We start from the raw sequence: 14486 nt of genomic DNA on the forward strand, positions 1-14486 counted from the left end.
CCCTCGATGCGATCGGCGACGAAGCCGGATCCCGAAACCATCCTAAACCGCGTCCGCTCCGACGCTTACTGATGCCCCGAGACCAAGCCTCAAGCGAAAACAGCGCATATCGCACCAAGACGCGGTTTAGTTGACCTTAGGCTCGAGCTCGCCCTTGGCATACCGATCGGTCATGGCCTCCAGAGACATGGGCGTGATCTTGCTGGCATTGCCGGCGGTGCCGAAGGCTTCGTAGCGTGCCTTGCAGATGCCCTTCATGGCCTTGGTGGCGGCGATGAAGTATTTGCGCGGATCGAATTCCTTGGGGTTTTCGGCCAGGAACTTGCGGATGGCGCCGGTGGAGGACATGCGCAGGTCGGTATCGATGTTGACCTTGCGCACGCCGTTCTTGATGCCTTCGACGATCTCCTCGACCGGCACGCCGTAGGTCTCGCCCATGTCGCCGCCGTACTGATTGATGATGGCCAACCAATCCTGCGGGACCGAGGAGGAGCCGTGCATCACCAGATGGGTGTTGGGGATGCGCTTGTGGATCTCGCGCACGCGCTCGATGGCGAGGATGTCGCCGGTGGGCGGACGGGTGAACTTGTAGGCGCCGTGCGAGGTGCCGATGGCGATGGCGAGTGCGTCCACACCGGTCTTCTTCACGAAGTCCGCGGCCTCTTCCGGATCGGTCAGGAGCTGGCTGTGATCGAGCGTGCCCTCGGCGCCGATGCCGTCTTCTTCACCGGCTTGACCGGTCTCCAAAGATCCCAAGCAGCCCAGCTCGCCTTCGACCGAGACGCCGCAGGCATGAGCCATCTCGACGACGCGACGGGTGACCTCGACGTTGTACTCGTAGGAGGTCGGGGTCTTGCCGTCTTCACCGAGCGAGCCGTCCATCATGACGGACGAAAAGCCGAGTTGGATCGAGCGCTGGCAGACCGCCGGCGAGGTGCCGTGGTCCTGATGCATGCACACGGGGATGTGCGGCCATTCCTCGATGGCGGCTAGGATCAGGTGGCGCAGGAAGGGGGCGCCGGCATATTTGCGCGCACCGGCGGAGGCCTGCACGATCACGGGAGAATCCGTCTCGTCGGCGGCCTCCATGATGGCGCGCATCTGCTCGAGGTTGTTGACGTTGTAGGCGGGGACGCCGTATTGGTGCTCGGCGGCATGGTCGAGCAATTGACGCAGCGAAATCAGGGCCATGTGGATTCTCCTCGTATCGGACTGACAGCTAAAAACGGGCGGTGGGGCAACAAAACCCCGGACTCAATCCTTCGTCAGGAGCTTGTGCTCGCCGACCCGCATGATCTTCATGATATTGGTTTGACCTTCAACCCCCGAGCGATCGCCCTTGGTGATGATCACCAGGTCGCCGTCGCGGACCGTGCCGCGTCGCATCAGCTCCTCGATCACCTCGCAATTCACCTCGTGGATGTCCGTGCTGGCGACATCGAAGCTTACCGGATAGACACCGCGAAGAACCCTGACTTTTCGACGGGTTGGGGCGGAGCGGGTGATGGCGTAGATCGGGATCCCGGAGCGGATGCGCGACATCCATTTCACCGTCGAGCCGGTCTCGGTCAAAGCGGCGATCGCCTTGACGCCCAGATGGTTGGCGGTGTACATGGCGGCCATGGCGATGGCCTCGTCGACGCGGCCGAAGACCGAATCGATCCGGTGTCCCGAGCGCGTGACATGCTTCTCCGCTTCGAGACAGATGCGGTCCAGCGCCTCGACCACCTTGGCCGGGTTCTTTCCGATCGAGCTCTCTGCGGAGAGCATGACCGCATCCGTGCCGTCCAGCACTGCATTGGCGACATCGAAGACCTCGGCCCGAGTCGGGATGGGGTTCTCGATCATGGACTGCATCATCTGGGTCGCGGTGATGACGACGCTGTTGAGCTCGCGGGCGCGGTTGATCAGCATCTTCTGCGCGGCCGGCAGCTCCGCGTCGCCGATCTCCACGCCCAGATCCCCACGCGCGACCATGATGACGTCGGCTGCGTTGATGATGTCGTCGATCGCCCGGAGTGACTCGGCGCGCTCGATCTTGGCGACGATGCCGCCGTGACCGCCGGCCTCGTAGAAGAGTTCGCGAGCCAGCCGGACGTCGTCGCCGTTGCGCACGAAGGAGACGGCCAGATAGTCCGCGTCGATCTCGGCCGCGAACCGGATGTCTTCCTGGTCCTTCTCGGTCAAGGCTGGGGCCGACAGACCGCCGCCCTTCTTGTTGATGCCCTTGTTGTTGGACAGGGCGCCGCCGACGACCACCTTGCAGTCGATCCGCCCGCCGCTCACCGCGTCCACCCACAGCTCGATCGCACCGTCGTCGAGCAGGAGCGTGTCGCCGTGCCGAACGTCGTCGACCAGCTCGGGGTAGGTGGTTCCGACCCGATTGCGATCGCCGGCATCCAGAGGGCAGTCGGCGTCGATGGCGAAGCCCTCGCCCCGCACGAGCAGTATCGGGCCGTCGGCGAACTTGCCGATGCGGATCTTGGGTCCCTGCAGATCCATGAGGACCGCGATCTCGCGCCCGGCCGCGGCCGCACGTTCGCGGATCCGCTCGGCACGCTCGCGATGCCGGTCGTGGGTGTCGTGCGACAGATTGAGACGGACCACGTCCACCCCGGCGGCGATGATCTCGTCCATCACCGATACGGGGTCGGTCGCGGGGCCGAGCGTGGCAACGATCTTCGTGCGTCTTGGCATGTATAGCCTCCGGCTGCCGGCCTCAGGCCTCCAGTCCCGGCTTCCGAGCAAATCGCCGGAGGCTGGAGGCTGGTGGCAGGAGGCGAGTTGCGCTGATCAGTCCTTCGCCCGGGCCTCGAGCATGGCCACCGCAGGCAGCGTCTTACCCTCCAGGTATTCCAGGAAGGCGCCTCCGGCGGTGGAGATGTAGGAGACCTTGTCGTAGATGTCGTACTTCTGGATCGCCGCGATGGTGTCGCCGCCGCCGGCCAGGCTGAAGCCCGGTGCCTCGGCGATGGCCATCGAGACCGTCTTGGTCCCGCCGCCGAACTGATCGAACTCGAACACGCCGACCGGGCCGTTCCAGACGATGGTCCCCGCCTTGGCGATGACCTCGGCCAGCTCCTGCGCCGACCTGGGGCCGATATCGAAGATCATGTCGTCTTCGGTAACATCGGCGACGTCCTTGGTGACGGCCGGCTCGTTCTCGTCGAACTTCTTGCCGCAGACCACGTCGACCGCGATCGGGATGCTCGCGCCGCGCGCCGTCATCTTCTCCATCAGCGCCTTGGCGGTGGGGATCAGGTCATGCTCGCAGAGCGACTTGCCGACCGGAAACCCGGCTGCGGCGAGGAAGGTGTTGGCGATGCCGCCGCCGACCACGAGCTGATCGACCTTCTCGGAGAGGGCCTCCAGCACGGTCAGCTTGGTCGAGACCTTGGAGCCGCCGACGATTGCAACCATCGGGCGCGCCGGAGCGGCGAGCGCCTTCTGGAGCGCGTCGAGCTCCTCGGCAAGCAGCAGTCCCGCGCAGGCGACCGGTGCCTGTTGGCCGACGCCGTGCGTGGATGCCTGGGCGCGATGGGCCGTGCCGAAGGCGTCCATGACGAAGACGTCGCAGAGTGCGGCATACTGCTTGGCGAGGTCTGCATTGTCCTTGCCTTCGCCTTTGTTGAAGCGGACGTTTTCCAGCAGGACCAACTCGCCGTCGGCAACCTCGGGGGCCTGCTCGAGATAATCACGCACGACCCGGACTTCGCGGCCCAGCTTGGCGCCGAGTGTATCGGCGACGGGCTTGAGCGAATCGGCCTCGGAAAAGACGCCTTCCTCGGGGCGGCCCAGATGCGACATCACCATCACCTTGGCACCGGCCTTCATGCAATGCTCGAAGGTCGGCATGGAGGCGGTGATGCGCGCATCGGAGGTGACCTTGCCGCCCTTCACGGGGACATTGAGGTCGGAGCGGATCAGCACCCGCTTCCCGGCGAGATCGAGATCGGTGAGCTTGATGAAGGACATAGCGAAGCCTCTGTATCGAATTGAGATGGAAAGCGTTCAGGCCCAAGGTGTGCCTTGCCTGAAAACTCTCGTAGACCGCACGACCGGTGCCGAGAATACGGCTACCAGCCTCTAAACCTTGCGTCCTCCTGTGCCGCGCGGAGACGAAGATCAAACTACGGAAAAAATCGGTAAATCTCCTTTCGATCCGCGACGATGGCCAGGACCAAAATCTCGCCGTCGAATGTCATTCCCACCCGATAAGCGCCGAAGCGTGCTTTGTAACAGGCGTCGTACCCTTTCATCTTCTCGATCTTTCCGGTCGAGGCAATCGTCTCGGCGCGAGGCAAGTCTTCAAATGCGAACTGCTCGATCGATGCCCCTTTTGCTTGATGGAATCTTCGCGAGCTGTTTAAGGAATGCCTTCCGGTAGGCGACCTTCATTCGGCCTTCGTCAGCGTCGCGTAGTACTCACGAGCATGGGTCAAATCCAGACCATCATCCGAATCCTCGGCTATGAGCTCGGCAAGTCCGTAGTTTTCGAGAATCTCCTCTAGCTTTTCGAAGGTGTCGATGTCGATCTGCACGGCCACCTTGCGATTCTCGTCGTCAATCACGTATCGACGCTTGAGCTCCATTGGGTCGTGCCTCCTCGGCGATTTCGGGTTCTTCACGGGTCATTAAGCCAGGCCGCGCGGGCGAAACGCCCGCGCTCCCGACATCATCGCGCTTCGCGAGCGCGATCCTCGGACTACTTCGAAACGTGCTCCACCATACGCAGCATGTTGCAGGTGTAGCCGTACTCGTTGTCGTACCAGGCGACGACCTTCACGAAGGTCGGGTCGAGCGCGATACCGGCCTCGGAGTCGAAGACCGAGGGCGTGGGGCAGCCGCGGAAATCGGTGGAGACCACCTTCTCGTCCGTGTAGCCCAGCACGCCGGCCAGATCGCCGGACTCTGACGCCTTCTTCATGGCCGCGCAGATGTCGGCATAGGTCGCCTCTTTGGTCAGCTCGACGGTCAGGTCGACCACGGAGACGTCGGAGGTGGGCACGCGGAAGGCCATGCCGGTCAGCTTGCCGTTGAGCTCGGGCAGCACCTTGCCGGCCGCTTTGGCGGCGCCGGTGGAGGAGGGGATGATGTTCTCCAGGATGCCGCGACCGCCGCGCCAGTCCTTCATGGAAGGACCGTCGACCGTCTTCTGGGTCGCGGTGGCGGCATGCACGGTGGTCATGAGGCCGCGCTTGATGCCCCAGTTGTCGTGCAGCACCTTGGCGACCGGCGCCAGGCAGTTGGTGGTGCAGGACGCGGCGGAGATGATCTCCTGTCCGGCATAGGTCTTGTGGTTGACGCCGTAGACGAACATCGGGGTGGCGTCCTTGGAGGGCGCGCTCTGCACGACCTTCTTGGCGCCGGCTTCGATGTGCTTGCGGCAGGAGGCGTCGTCGAGGAAGAAACCGGTGCACTCGATGACCAGCTCCGCACCGACCTCGCCCCACTTCAGATTGGCCGGATCGCGCTCGGCGGTCAGACGGATGCTCTTGCCGTTGACGATCATGGTGTGGCCGTCGACGGCGATATCGCCTTGGAAATTACCGTGGACGGAGTCGTACTTGAGCATATAGGCCAGATACTCGGGGTCGAGCAGGTCGTTGATGGCAACGACCTCGATCCCGGGGAAATCCTTCGCGATCGCGCGAAATGCCATACGACCGATGCGACCGAAACCATTGATGCCGACTTTAAGTGTCATTGAGAGAGACTCCTCTTAGCGAATAAAAACCTTCGGTGCTCGAACCTCGGCCTCCCGGCGCAGGATGGTCGGGTGACCGAAGGTGCGAGCCCAAAAACAAACGATCGGTGGGCGCGTAGGCTGCCGCGCTTGGATGCCGAAACGATGCAACGCCGGCCGCCGAACGCTCGATTGTCCGGCGGCCCATGCGCGAGACAGCCGGTTAAATCAGAGTACGCCCCTGACCTTGGCGACCAGGTTCTCGACGGTAAACCCGAACTCCTTGAAGAGCGGGCCGGCAGGCGCCGATTCACCGAACCGGTCGACACCCAGGATCGCGCCCTGGTGACCGACATACTTCCACCAGCCGTCCGTGACCGCTGCCTCGACCGCAACCCGCGCGGTGACGGCCTTGGGCAGCACCGATTCGCGATAGGCGGCATCCTGCGCATCGAAGGTGTCGGTCGAGGGCATCGACACCACGCGGATCGCCTTGTCGGACATCGCCTCGGCGGCCTTCATGGCCAGCTCGACCTCGGAGCCTGTGGCGATGATGATCGCATCCGGGGTGCCGGCACAGTCGCGCAGCACATAACCGCCGCGCGTGATGGCGGCGAGCTGCTCCGGGGTCCGACTCATGTGTGCGAGGTTCTGGCGCGAGAAGATCAGACAGCTCGGACCGGTCCGCCGCTCGATGGCGAGCTTCCAGGACACCGCCGACTCGACCGCGTCGCACGGACGCCAGACGCTCATGTTCGGGATCATGCGCAGCGTCGGGATCTGCTCGACCGGCTGATGGGTCGGGCCGTCCTCGCCCAAGCCGATGGAATCATGGGTGTAGACGAAGATCGACTGGATCTTCATGAGTGCCGCCATGCGCAGTGCATTGCGGGCGTACTCGGAGAACATCAGGAAGGTGGCGCCGTAGGGCACGAAACCGCCGTGCAGTGCGATGCCGTTCATGATGGCGGACATGCCGAACTCGCGCACCCCGTAATAGACATAGTTGCCGGGCGCGTCGCCCTTGCCGATGCCCTTGCAGCCCTTCCAGAGGGTCAGGTTGGAGCCGGCGAGGTCCGCCGAGCCGCCGAGCAGCTCGGGCAGCAGCGGGCCGAAGCCGTTGAGCGCGTTCTGCGAGGCCTTGCGCGAGGCGATGGTCTCGCCCTTCTCGACGACCGAGGTCACGAAGGCCTCGGCCTGCGTGGCCCAGTCGATCGGCAGCTCGCCGGCCATGCGACGCTTGAACTCGGCGGCCTCCGCCGGGAATTTCGCAGCGTACGCGGCAAAACGGTCGTTCCACGCGGACTCGGCCGCGGCGCCTCGCTCCTTGGCGTCCCAACCTTGATAGACGGCGTCCGGGATGACGAAGGGCGGATGGCTCCAGCCCAACGCCTCGCGGGTCAAGGCGATCTCGTCCTCGCCGAGCGCCGCGCCGTGACACTCTTCCTTGCCCTGCTTGTTCGGGGAGCCGTAGCCGATGATGGTCTGGCAGCAGATGAGGCTCGGGCGGTCGGTGATCTCGCGGGCGGTTTCGATGGCGGCCTTCACGGCCTCCGCATCGTGCCCGTCGACCTTGGGGATGACATGCCAGCCATAGGCTTCGAAGCGCTTCGGGGTGTTGTCGAGGAACCAGGCCGGCGTGTCGCCATGACCGCGGACCTCGCCGTCGATCGAGATGTTGTTGTCGTCGTAGACCGCGATCAGCTTGCCCAGGCCCAAGGCGCCGGCCAACGAGCAGGCCTCGTGCGAGATGCCTTCCATGAGGCAGCCGTCGCCCAGGAAGACATAGGTGAAGTGGTCGACGATGTCGTGGCCGGGCTTGTTGAACTGCGCGGCCAGCGCCTTCTCCGCCAAGGCCATGCCGACGGCATTGGTGATGCCCTGACCGAGGGGGCCGGTGGTGGTTTCCACGCCCGGGGCGTAGCCGTACTCGGGATGTCCGGGGGTCCGGGAGTGAAGCTGGCGGAACTGCTTGAGGTCCTCGATCCCGAGATCATATCCCGTAAGGTGGAGCAGGGCGTAGATCAGCATCGAGCCGTGGCCGTTCGACAACACGAAGCGGTCCCGGTCGGGCCAGCTCGGGTTCGCCGGGTTGTGCGTCATGAAGTCGTTCCAGAGCACCTCGGCGATATCGGCCATGCCCATCGGCGCGCCCGGGTGACCCGAATTGGCCTTCTGGACCGCATCCATCGCGAGCGCTCGTACGGCATTGGCAAGATCTTTACGTGAGGACATCAGTCCCTCCTAAGTTCAGAAGCAATGGTCAGTCGGTCATGCGTGCCGCGAGTCACATCTGCCGATCGATCGGCGTCGGGCGCGTGACGGCAAGGTGGCACGGCGTCGGAATGCAGTATGCAGGGCTAGCGGCCGGAGCGATCGGGGTTTCGATCGGCGGAGCTTCGCGTGCGCAGACACGATGGCCGGTATCGAAACCCTTTCGAAGGTCCGTCATTGTGGACGAAGAGTGCCGACCCGAAAATCAAAACAAACTTATACCGTCAAAAAGGAAGTTATCAGATCCTAATATTAAGAATTGCGCGAGGAAATGGCCAGGATTTTCGTAGGGATCGAGGGCTTCCCGCCCTTCGCGACGGTCACGTTGTCTTCCATTTGATCGAGCAGCCGATGCTGGGGATCTGCCGGTCGGGACCGGTTCCGGTCCGTGCAACCCGCTCCATGGCTTCGAAAAGATCGCGTTTCGCATCGTCCGGAGCCGTGTCTTTGCGGCTGGCATCGAGGCGTCCGCGGTACTGGAGCTCGAGCGCGGCGCTGTATCCGAAGAAGTCCGGCGTGCAGACCGCTCCGTAAGCCTTCGCGACGGCTTGGCTCTCGTCGAGCAGGTAGGGAAAAGGGAAGTGATACTCCTCGGCGACCCGTCGCATGTTCTCGAAGGAGTCTTCCGGGTAGTCGTGCGGATCGTTGGACATGACGGCAACACAGCCGATTCCGAGGTCGATCAGCTCGCGGGTGTCTCTGACGATGCGCTCCCTGACGGCTTTGACGTAGGGGCAATGGTTGCAGATGAACATGACGAGCAAGCCGCGCTCGCCTGCGCAGGCGTCGCGCGTCCAGATCTTGCCGTCGGTGCCGGGGAGCGCGAAATCCGGAGCAGGGCGCCCGAAGTCGCAAACGGGGGTTTCAAGCGATGCCATCAGAGATCTCCGAGTGAACGCCTGGGTCGGATCGGATGTGCCCGCATGTTACCGGAAGGTCGGCGGTTTCAAAATCCTTTGCGGCGATGCGCCGCCCGGGCAGCGCCCGGACGCGCAACCCGCGGGTGGATTTTGCGGTTTTCCGCCGAATCGCTATCATATCGGATCCAGACACGCACCTCTTGGGGCAAAAGGCAGGCCATCGACCTATGAGCAAGGACTACATCTTCACCTCCGAATCCGTCTCCGAGGGCCACCCGGACAAGATGGCGGATCAGATCTCGGACGCCGTCCTCGACGAGATCTTCCGCCGCGATCCGAATCACGCCAAGGCGCGTGTCGCCTGCGAGACCTTGGTCAAGACCGGGTTCGTGGTGCTGGCGGGGGAGATCACGCTCACCGACGGCAACCTCAAGATCGACTACGAGAGTATCGTACGTAAGGTCGTCACCGATATCGGCTACGACGGCTCCGAGGTCGGTTTCGACGGTCAGACCTGCGGCGTTCTGGTCGCGCTCGGCGAGCAATCCAAGGACATCAACCAAGGCGTCGACCGCGAGGACGAGGAATCCCAGGGTGCCGGCGACCAGGGGATGATGTTCGGGTATGCCACCAACGAAACCGATCAGCTCATGCCGGCGGCGATCGACTACGCGCACCGCTTGGTCAAGCGTCAGGCCGAGGTCCGTAAGAACGGTACCTTGCCCTGGCTGCGTCCGGATGCCAAATCGCAGGTCACCTTCCGCTATATCGACGGGAAGCCGGCTGCCGTGGAGGCCGTGGTGCTCTCGACCCAGCACAGCCCCGATGTCAGTCAAGGCGTGCTGCACGAGGCGGTGATGGAGGAGATCATCAAGCCGGTGCTCGGCGGCACCGGCTGGATGAACGGCGATACCAAATATCACATCAACCCGACCGGCCAGTTCATCATCGGCGGCCCGGTCGGCGACTGCGGTCTGACCGGACGCAAGATCATCGTCGACACCTACGGCGGCATGGCGCGCCACGGCGGCGGTGCCTTCTCCGGCAAGGATCCCTCGAAGGTCGACCGCTCTGCCGCCTATGCCGGGCGCTATGTCGCCAAGAACATCGTCGCCGCGGGTCTTGCGGAGAAGTGCGAGGTTCAGGTGTCCTACGCGATCGGTGTCGCCGAGCCGACGTCCCTGTCCATCGATACCTTCGGGACCGCGAGCATCAGCGAGCATCGCATCATCGAGCTGATCCGTGCGCACTTCGACCTGCGTCCCTACGGCATCACTCGGATGCTGGATCTCACCAACCGCGATCTGATCAAGTACCGTGATACCGCGGCCTACGGCCATTTCGGGCGTTCGGAGCCGGGCTTCACCTGGGAGCGCACGGATAAGGCCGAATTGTTGCGTGAAGCTGCCGGCATCTAGGGCTCAACCGCGTCCGGTGCGACTTGATGTCGCGGGTGCACTCGTTCTTGGCAGCAACCGGCACCATGGTGAGACGCGGTTGAGGAGTAAAAACGCCTTTGAATCGCGTCCGTTGCGGTCTGCATTTGAGCATCTTGCCCCGACGTCTTGGTCTCTTTGTGGGCTTGTCGCACGGGCGTGACGATTCATAAACGACTCTGATTGAATTTCTTTGATACCTCGCGACCGAGGAGCGTTGCGACCCGAGCCATTGGAGCCCGGGCCAGGCTCGGCGGCGGGGTCGACACGACAACGGCGCTCACTCACGTTTCATCAGGAGCTGATAACCATGAGTGAGTTTACCGATTACAAGGTTGCCGATATCTCCCTGGCCGATTTCGGCCGCAAAGAGATGGACATCGCCGAGACCGAGATGCCGGGCCTGATGGCCCTGCGCGAGCAGTTCGGCAAGAGCAAGCCGCTCGCCGGCGCGCGCATCACCGGCAGTCTGCACATGACGATCCAGACTGCGGTGCTGATCGAGACGCTGGTCACGCTCGGTGCCGAGATCCGTTGGTGCTCATGCAACATCTTCTCGACCCAGGACCATGCTGCCGCCGCTATCGCCGCGGCCGGCATCCCGGTCTATGCCTGGAAGGGCGAGACCCTGGACGAGTACTGGTGGTGCACCGAGCAGGTCCTGAACTGGCCCGACGGCGGCGGCCCGAACATGATCCTGGACGACGGCGGCGACGCGACCCTGATCGTGCACAAGGGCGTCGAGTACGAGAAGGCCGGCGCCATCCCCGCGCCCAAGGCCGACGACAACGAAGAGTGGCAGTCCATCCTGGGCCTGCTCGCGCGCACCTTCGCGCGTAATCCGAAGCATTGGCACGGCATCGCCGAGGGCATCCGCGGGGTGACCGAGGAGACGACCACCGGGGTCAAGCGTCTGTACCAGATGCATCGCGACGGGCAGTTGCTGTTCCCCGCGATGAACGTCAACGACTCGGTCACCAAGTCCAAGTTCGACAACCTCTACGGCTGTCGCGAATCGTTGGTGGACGCCATCAAGCGGGCGACCGATGTCATGATCGCCGGCAAGATCGCCCTGGTCTGCGGCTTCGGCGATGTGGGCAAAGGCTCGGCGGCCTCGCTGCGCGGGTTGGGTGCGACCGTCTGGGTGACCGAGGTCGATCCCATCTGTGCCTTGCAGGCCGCAATGGAAGGCTATCGGGTCGTCGCCATCGAGGATGTGGTCGGCATGGTCGACATCTTCGTCAGCGCCACCGGCAACACCGACATCATCACCCACGATCACATGGCCGCGATGAAGGACCAGGCGATCGTCTGCAACATCGGTCATTTCGACAACGAGATCCAGGTCTACGCGCTCAAGCAGTACGAGTGGGTCAACATCAAGCCGCAGGTCGATCAGATCGTCTTTCCGGATGGTCATCGCATCACCCTGCTGGCTGAAGGGCGGTTGGTCAACCTGGGCTGCGCGACCGGGCATCCGAGCTTCGTGATGTCCGCGAGCTTCACCAATCAGGTCCTGGCCCAGATCGAGATCTTCACCAAGCCGCAGGAGTATCCCGTCGGCGTCTACGTGCTGCCCAAGCATCTGGACGAGGACGTCGCGCGTCTGCATCTGGGCAAGATCGGCGCGAAGCTGACGACCCTGTCCAAAGCCCAGGCCGACTATATCGGCGTGGCGGTCGAGGGGCCGTACAAGGCCGAGAACTACAGGTATTAAACCGCGCCCTTCGCGATCCGATCGAGGTTGCGGGTTTCGCGACCTCGCGGGTACTTCGATGCGTTGGAGTTGGCGCGGTTTAAGTCATTGAGGACAGGCTTAACGCGTGCCGGCTTCCGTCGCCTCGGGTGCATGCAGGGTCGATTGAAGACGGCGATCCTGCATGTCGCTTCTCGCGGTTCACGCCGTCAGTGCTCGTGACACCGCTCTGCGGTGTCGCGCCTCTGTCGGGCGCTTCGCACTCCGTGCGCGCAGCGTCGGCTCGGCGTTCGAGTCATGTCGCGGTGCCTTTTATCTCCACCCATTCGCCGCCGGATCGAAGCCGCCGATCGCGCTGTCGTTCAACGCGCGGGAGGCCGGAGGCCGGAGGCCGGAGGCTTTCAAGCCATGCCGCTCCAATCACAGCAAACCCCGACCTACAGTGTCGAGCTCTTCCCGCCGAAGACCCCGGAGGGGATGGAGAAGCTCAAGCATGAGATCGCCGAGCTCAACAGCGTTTCGCCCAGCTATGTCTCGGTGACCTACGGGGCCGGGGGATCCACGCGCGACCGCACATTCGAGACCGTTGACTGGCTGCGTGGTCACCACATCGAGACCGCCCCGCACATCGCCTGTGTCGGTTCTGCGAGGACCGAGATCCGCGAGATCCTCGGCCGTTACCGGGAGCAGGGGATCCGGCGTCTGGTGGCCCTGCGCGGGGATCTTCCGTCCGGCATGGGCGGAGGCACCGGCGGGGATTTTCGCTACGCCAACGAGCTGGTCACCTTCATTCGCGACGAATTCGGGGATACCTTCAAGATCGAGGTCGCCGCCTATCCCGAGTATCACCCGCAATCGGGCAGCCCCGAGCGCGATCTCGCCAACTTCAAGCGCAAGGTCGAGGCCGGCGCGGACGCGGCCATCACCCAGTATTTCTACAACCCGGATGCCTACTTCGCCTTCGTCGAGAGTTGCGACCGGGTCGGCGTCACCCTGCCGATCATCCCCGGCATCATGCCCATCACCAATTACACGCAGCTCGCGCGTTTCTCAGACGCCTGCGGTGCCGAGATCCCCCGCTGGGTTCGGCGTCGACTCGAAGCCTACGGCGACGACGTGGAGAGTCTGCGGGCCTTCGGGCACGAGGTCGTGCTCAAACTCTGCCGTCGGCTGATCGACGGCGGTGCGCCGGGTCTGCACTTCTACACGATGAACCAGTCGGGTCCGACGCTGCGCCTATGGCAGGATCTCGCGCTTCCGCGTCCGGCCTGAGCTCAAACGGACCGGAGGCATCCGCGGCGCAACGACCTTGCTCCGTCCGGATGCATGCCGGTTTAACCAACGTAATAAATAAGGTTTGTCGCTCCGGCTCATGTCCCGGCCCCGGCGGGGACATGGGCCATCCTTGTGACGGAAGGCCCTGTTTCAGCTCGATTGCCGTCCTCGGCATCGGCTCGATTTCCTCGAAGCAAGAGCGCTCCGGCATCGTCGGGCTGTTCTGATCGTGGCCCGGTCGACCCGCAGGGTGCTGTTTAATGCGTTGCGTCTTCACGCCATCGACGCCTATACTCGACCCGCTTCTACCGGTAATGAGCGGCCCGGGCTTCTTCGCAGGGTTAGCCGTTACTCCGATGGGCCGTCGAGCCTGCAACCTCCCCTACTGCTCGGATTTGTGCAACACGGCAAATCGCGCCGGTCGGCTGTTTGCGCCTTCATACGGTTCACTTCGGGGCTGAGCCCGAACCCCTCGGGGTTCGACCGCTGGCTCCACGTCAAGCCCGCAGTCGGAGACAAAGCATCCCCGGCTTCGGAGACCTCATTGCGGGCACGCCCGCGCTCAACGTTTCCTGATTAGAGGTAGGACGAACATGAATAAAACGATCAAGTTTGCAGGTCTTGCAGCCGTTGTCGCTTTGGCCGGTGCTTCCTTCTCGGCCAGCGCTTGGTGGGGTGGCCCGGGTGGTTACGGCAACAACGGCAGCGGCATGTGGGACAACATGGGTGACATGTTCGGTGACGGCACCGGCGACTTCAACATGAACATGAGCGGCAGCGGCCGCGGCTACGGACGGGGTCAGGGCCGTGGCTACGGTCGCGGTTACGGCTACGGCGACCAATACGGCTACGGCGCTCCTTACGGCTATGGCGCCCCTTACGGCTACGGCGCCCCTTACGGCGCGCCCGGCTATGGTGCCCCTTACGGCGCGCCAGGCTACGGTGCCCCTTACGGCGGCGCGATGCCTGCCCCGATGGCACCTCCGGCTGCTCCCGCGCAATAAGAACGATCTGGTCGCCTAGGGGCTTCGGCGCAGGCCGAGCCCCGAGTCGACTCGGATACAGGGACGTATCCAACCCACCTTCCGCACGGCCCGCCCCTCGCGCGCGCTCGACGTTCTCGACCGATGTGCGCTCCAAACATCCCTCGCTCTCCGGCATTTTTCCGTCGCTGCTTCGATCCGACCGCGCGCGCACGCGCACGCACCGCCCGCTCGATGTCCCTTTCTTATTCGTTATCCTGATCTGCTCTCCACATT

At 63.6% G+C, this 14486-nt stretch carries 11 protein-coding genes and 1 riboswitch; of the genes, 4 read left to right on the forward strand and 7 right to left on the reverse strand.

Annotation, left to right across the window (positions count from 1 at the left end):
- Nucleotides 1-126: 126 nt before the first annotated feature.
- The 7 genes from fba to BLV04_RS13065 form a co-directional block, all read right to left on the reverse strand.
- The gene (gene fba, locus BLV04_RS13035; protein WP_093032611.1) at nucleotides 127-1191 is read right to left on the reverse strand and encodes a class II fructose-bisphosphate aldolase; all 1065 of its coding nucleotides are present in this window, start codon (nucleotides 1189-1191) and stop codon (nucleotides 127-129) included.
- Between the two features lie 63 nt (nucleotides 1192-1254).
- The gene (pyk, locus tag BLV04_RS13040; RefSeq protein WP_093032614.1) at nucleotides 1255-2697 is read right to left on the reverse strand and encodes a pyruvate kinase; all 1443 of its coding nucleotides are present in this window, start codon (nucleotides 2695-2697) and stop codon (nucleotides 1255-1257) included.
- A gap of 96 nt (nucleotides 2698-2793) precedes the next feature.
- Entirely contained in the window at nucleotides 2794-3975 is a 1182-nt protein-coding gene (locus BLV04_RS13045; RefSeq protein WP_093032624.1) for a phosphoglycerate kinase, read from the reverse strand.
- A gap of 419 nt (nucleotides 3976-4394) precedes the next feature.
- On the reverse strand, nucleotides 4395-4592 hold the full coding sequence (locus BLV04_RS13050; RefSeq protein WP_093032627.1) for a RelB antitoxin-like protein: 198 nt from the start codon (nucleotides 4590-4592) through the stop codon (nucleotides 4395-4397).
- A gap of 113 nt (nucleotides 4593-4705) precedes the next feature.
- Complete coding sequence (gene gap, locus BLV04_RS13055; protein WP_093032629.1) at nucleotides 4706-5707, reverse strand: type I glyceraldehyde-3-phosphate dehydrogenase; 1002 nt, start codon at nucleotides 5705-5707, stop codon at nucleotides 4706-4708.
- A 207-nt stretch (nucleotides 5708-5914) separates the two neighbouring features.
- Nucleotides 5915-7921: a transketolase gene (gene tkt, locus BLV04_RS13060; protein ID WP_093032634.1), complete on the reverse strand. Its 2007-nt coding sequence runs from the start codon at nucleotides 7919-7921 to the stop codon at nucleotides 5915-5917.
- A 359-nt stretch (nucleotides 7922-8280) separates the two neighbouring features.
- On the reverse strand, nucleotides 8281-8838 hold the full coding sequence (locus tag BLV04_RS13065) for a thioredoxin family protein (protein ID WP_093032637.1): 558 nt from the start codon (nucleotides 8836-8838) through the stop codon (nucleotides 8281-8283).
- Nucleotides 8839-9047: 209 nt separating this feature from the next.
- Between BLV04_RS13065 and metK the strand changes: the two genes are divergently transcribed.
- The 4 genes from metK to BLV04_RS13085 all read left to right on the forward strand — a co-directional run bounded on the left by metK (nucleotide 9048) and on the right by BLV04_RS13085 (nucleotide 14231).
- Nucleotides 9048-10238 (forward strand): methionine adenosyltransferase, encoded by a 1191-nt coding sequence (metK, locus tag BLV04_RS13070; protein ID WP_093032639.1) that lies wholly within the window; start codon nucleotides 9048-9050, stop codon nucleotides 10236-10238.
- 221 nt (nucleotides 10239-10459) lie between these two features.
- A riboswitch (S-adenosyl-L-homocysteine riboswitch) is annotated at nucleotides 10460-10545 on the forward strand.
- 21 nt (nucleotides 10546-10566) lie between these two features.
- Entirely contained in the window at nucleotides 10567-11973 is a 1407-nt protein-coding gene (gene ahcY / locus BLV04_RS13075; RefSeq protein ID WP_093032782.1) for an adenosylhomocysteinase, read from the forward strand.
- A 387-nt stretch (nucleotides 11974-12360) separates the two neighbouring features.
- Nucleotides 12361-13224: a methylenetetrahydrofolate reductase [NAD(P)H] gene (gene metF / locus BLV04_RS13080; RefSeq protein WP_093032641.1), complete on the forward strand. Its 864-nt coding sequence runs from the start codon at nucleotides 12361-12363 to the stop codon at nucleotides 13222-13224.
- A gap of 596 nt (nucleotides 13225-13820) precedes the next feature.
- Complete coding sequence (locus tag BLV04_RS13085; RefSeq protein ID WP_093032643.1) at nucleotides 13821-14231, forward strand: sulfur globule family protein; 411 nt, start codon at nucleotides 13821-13823, stop codon at nucleotides 14229-14231.
- Nucleotides 14232-14486: the final 255 nt, after the last annotated feature.

Source organism: Thiocapsa roseopersicina, assembly GCF_900106925.1.
In the GTDB taxonomy this organism is placed as follows: Bacteria; Pseudomonadota; Gammaproteobacteria; order Chromatiales; family Chromatiaceae; genus Thiocapsa; species Thiocapsa roseopersicina.

What these genes read in the sequence shown, in the direction of transcription:
- ahcY (WP_093032782.1), top strand. Translation starts at nt 10,567, where the DNA reads ATGAGTGAGTTTACCGATTACAAGGTTGCCGATATCTCCCTGGCCGAT.
- BLV04_RS13045 (WP_093032624.1), bottom strand. Translation starts at nt 3,975, where the DNA reads ATGTCCTTCATCAAGCTCACCGATCTCGATCTCGCCGGGAAGCGGGTG.
- metK (WP_093032639.1), top strand. Translation starts at nt 9,048, where the DNA reads ATGAGCAAGGACTACATCTTCACCTCCGAATCCGTCTCCGAGGGCCAC.
- gap (WP_093032629.1), bottom strand. Translation starts at nt 5,707, where the DNA reads ATGACACTTAAAGTCGGCATCAATGGTTTCGGTCGCATCGGTCGTATG.
- fba (WP_093032611.1), bottom strand. Translation starts at nt 1,191, where the DNA reads ATGGCCCTGATTTCGCTGCGTCAATTGCTCGACCATGCCGCCGAGCAC.
- tkt (WP_093032634.1), bottom strand. Translation starts at nt 7,921, where the DNA reads ATGTCCTCACGTAAAGATCTTGCCAATGCCGTACGAGCGCTCGCGATG.
- BLV04_RS13050 (WP_093032627.1), bottom strand. Translation starts at nt 4,592, where the DNA reads ATGGAGCTCAAGCGTCGATACGTGATTGACGACGAGAATCGCAAGGTG.
- BLV04_RS13085 (WP_093032643.1), top strand. Translation starts at nt 13,821, where the DNA reads ATGAATAAAACGATCAAGTTTGCAGGTCTTGCAGCCGTTGTCGCTTTG.
- pyk (WP_093032614.1), bottom strand. Translation starts at nt 2,697, where the DNA reads ATGCCAAGACGCACGAAGATCGTTGCCACGCTCGGCCCCGCGACCGAC.
- BLV04_RS13065 (WP_093032637.1), bottom strand. Translation starts at nt 8,838, where the DNA reads ATGGCATCGCTTGAAACCCCCGTTTGCGACTTCGGGCGCCCTGCTCCG.
- metF (WP_093032641.1), top strand. Translation starts at nt 12,361, where the DNA reads ATGCCGCTCCAATCACAGCAAACCCCGACCTACAGTGTCGAGCTCTTC.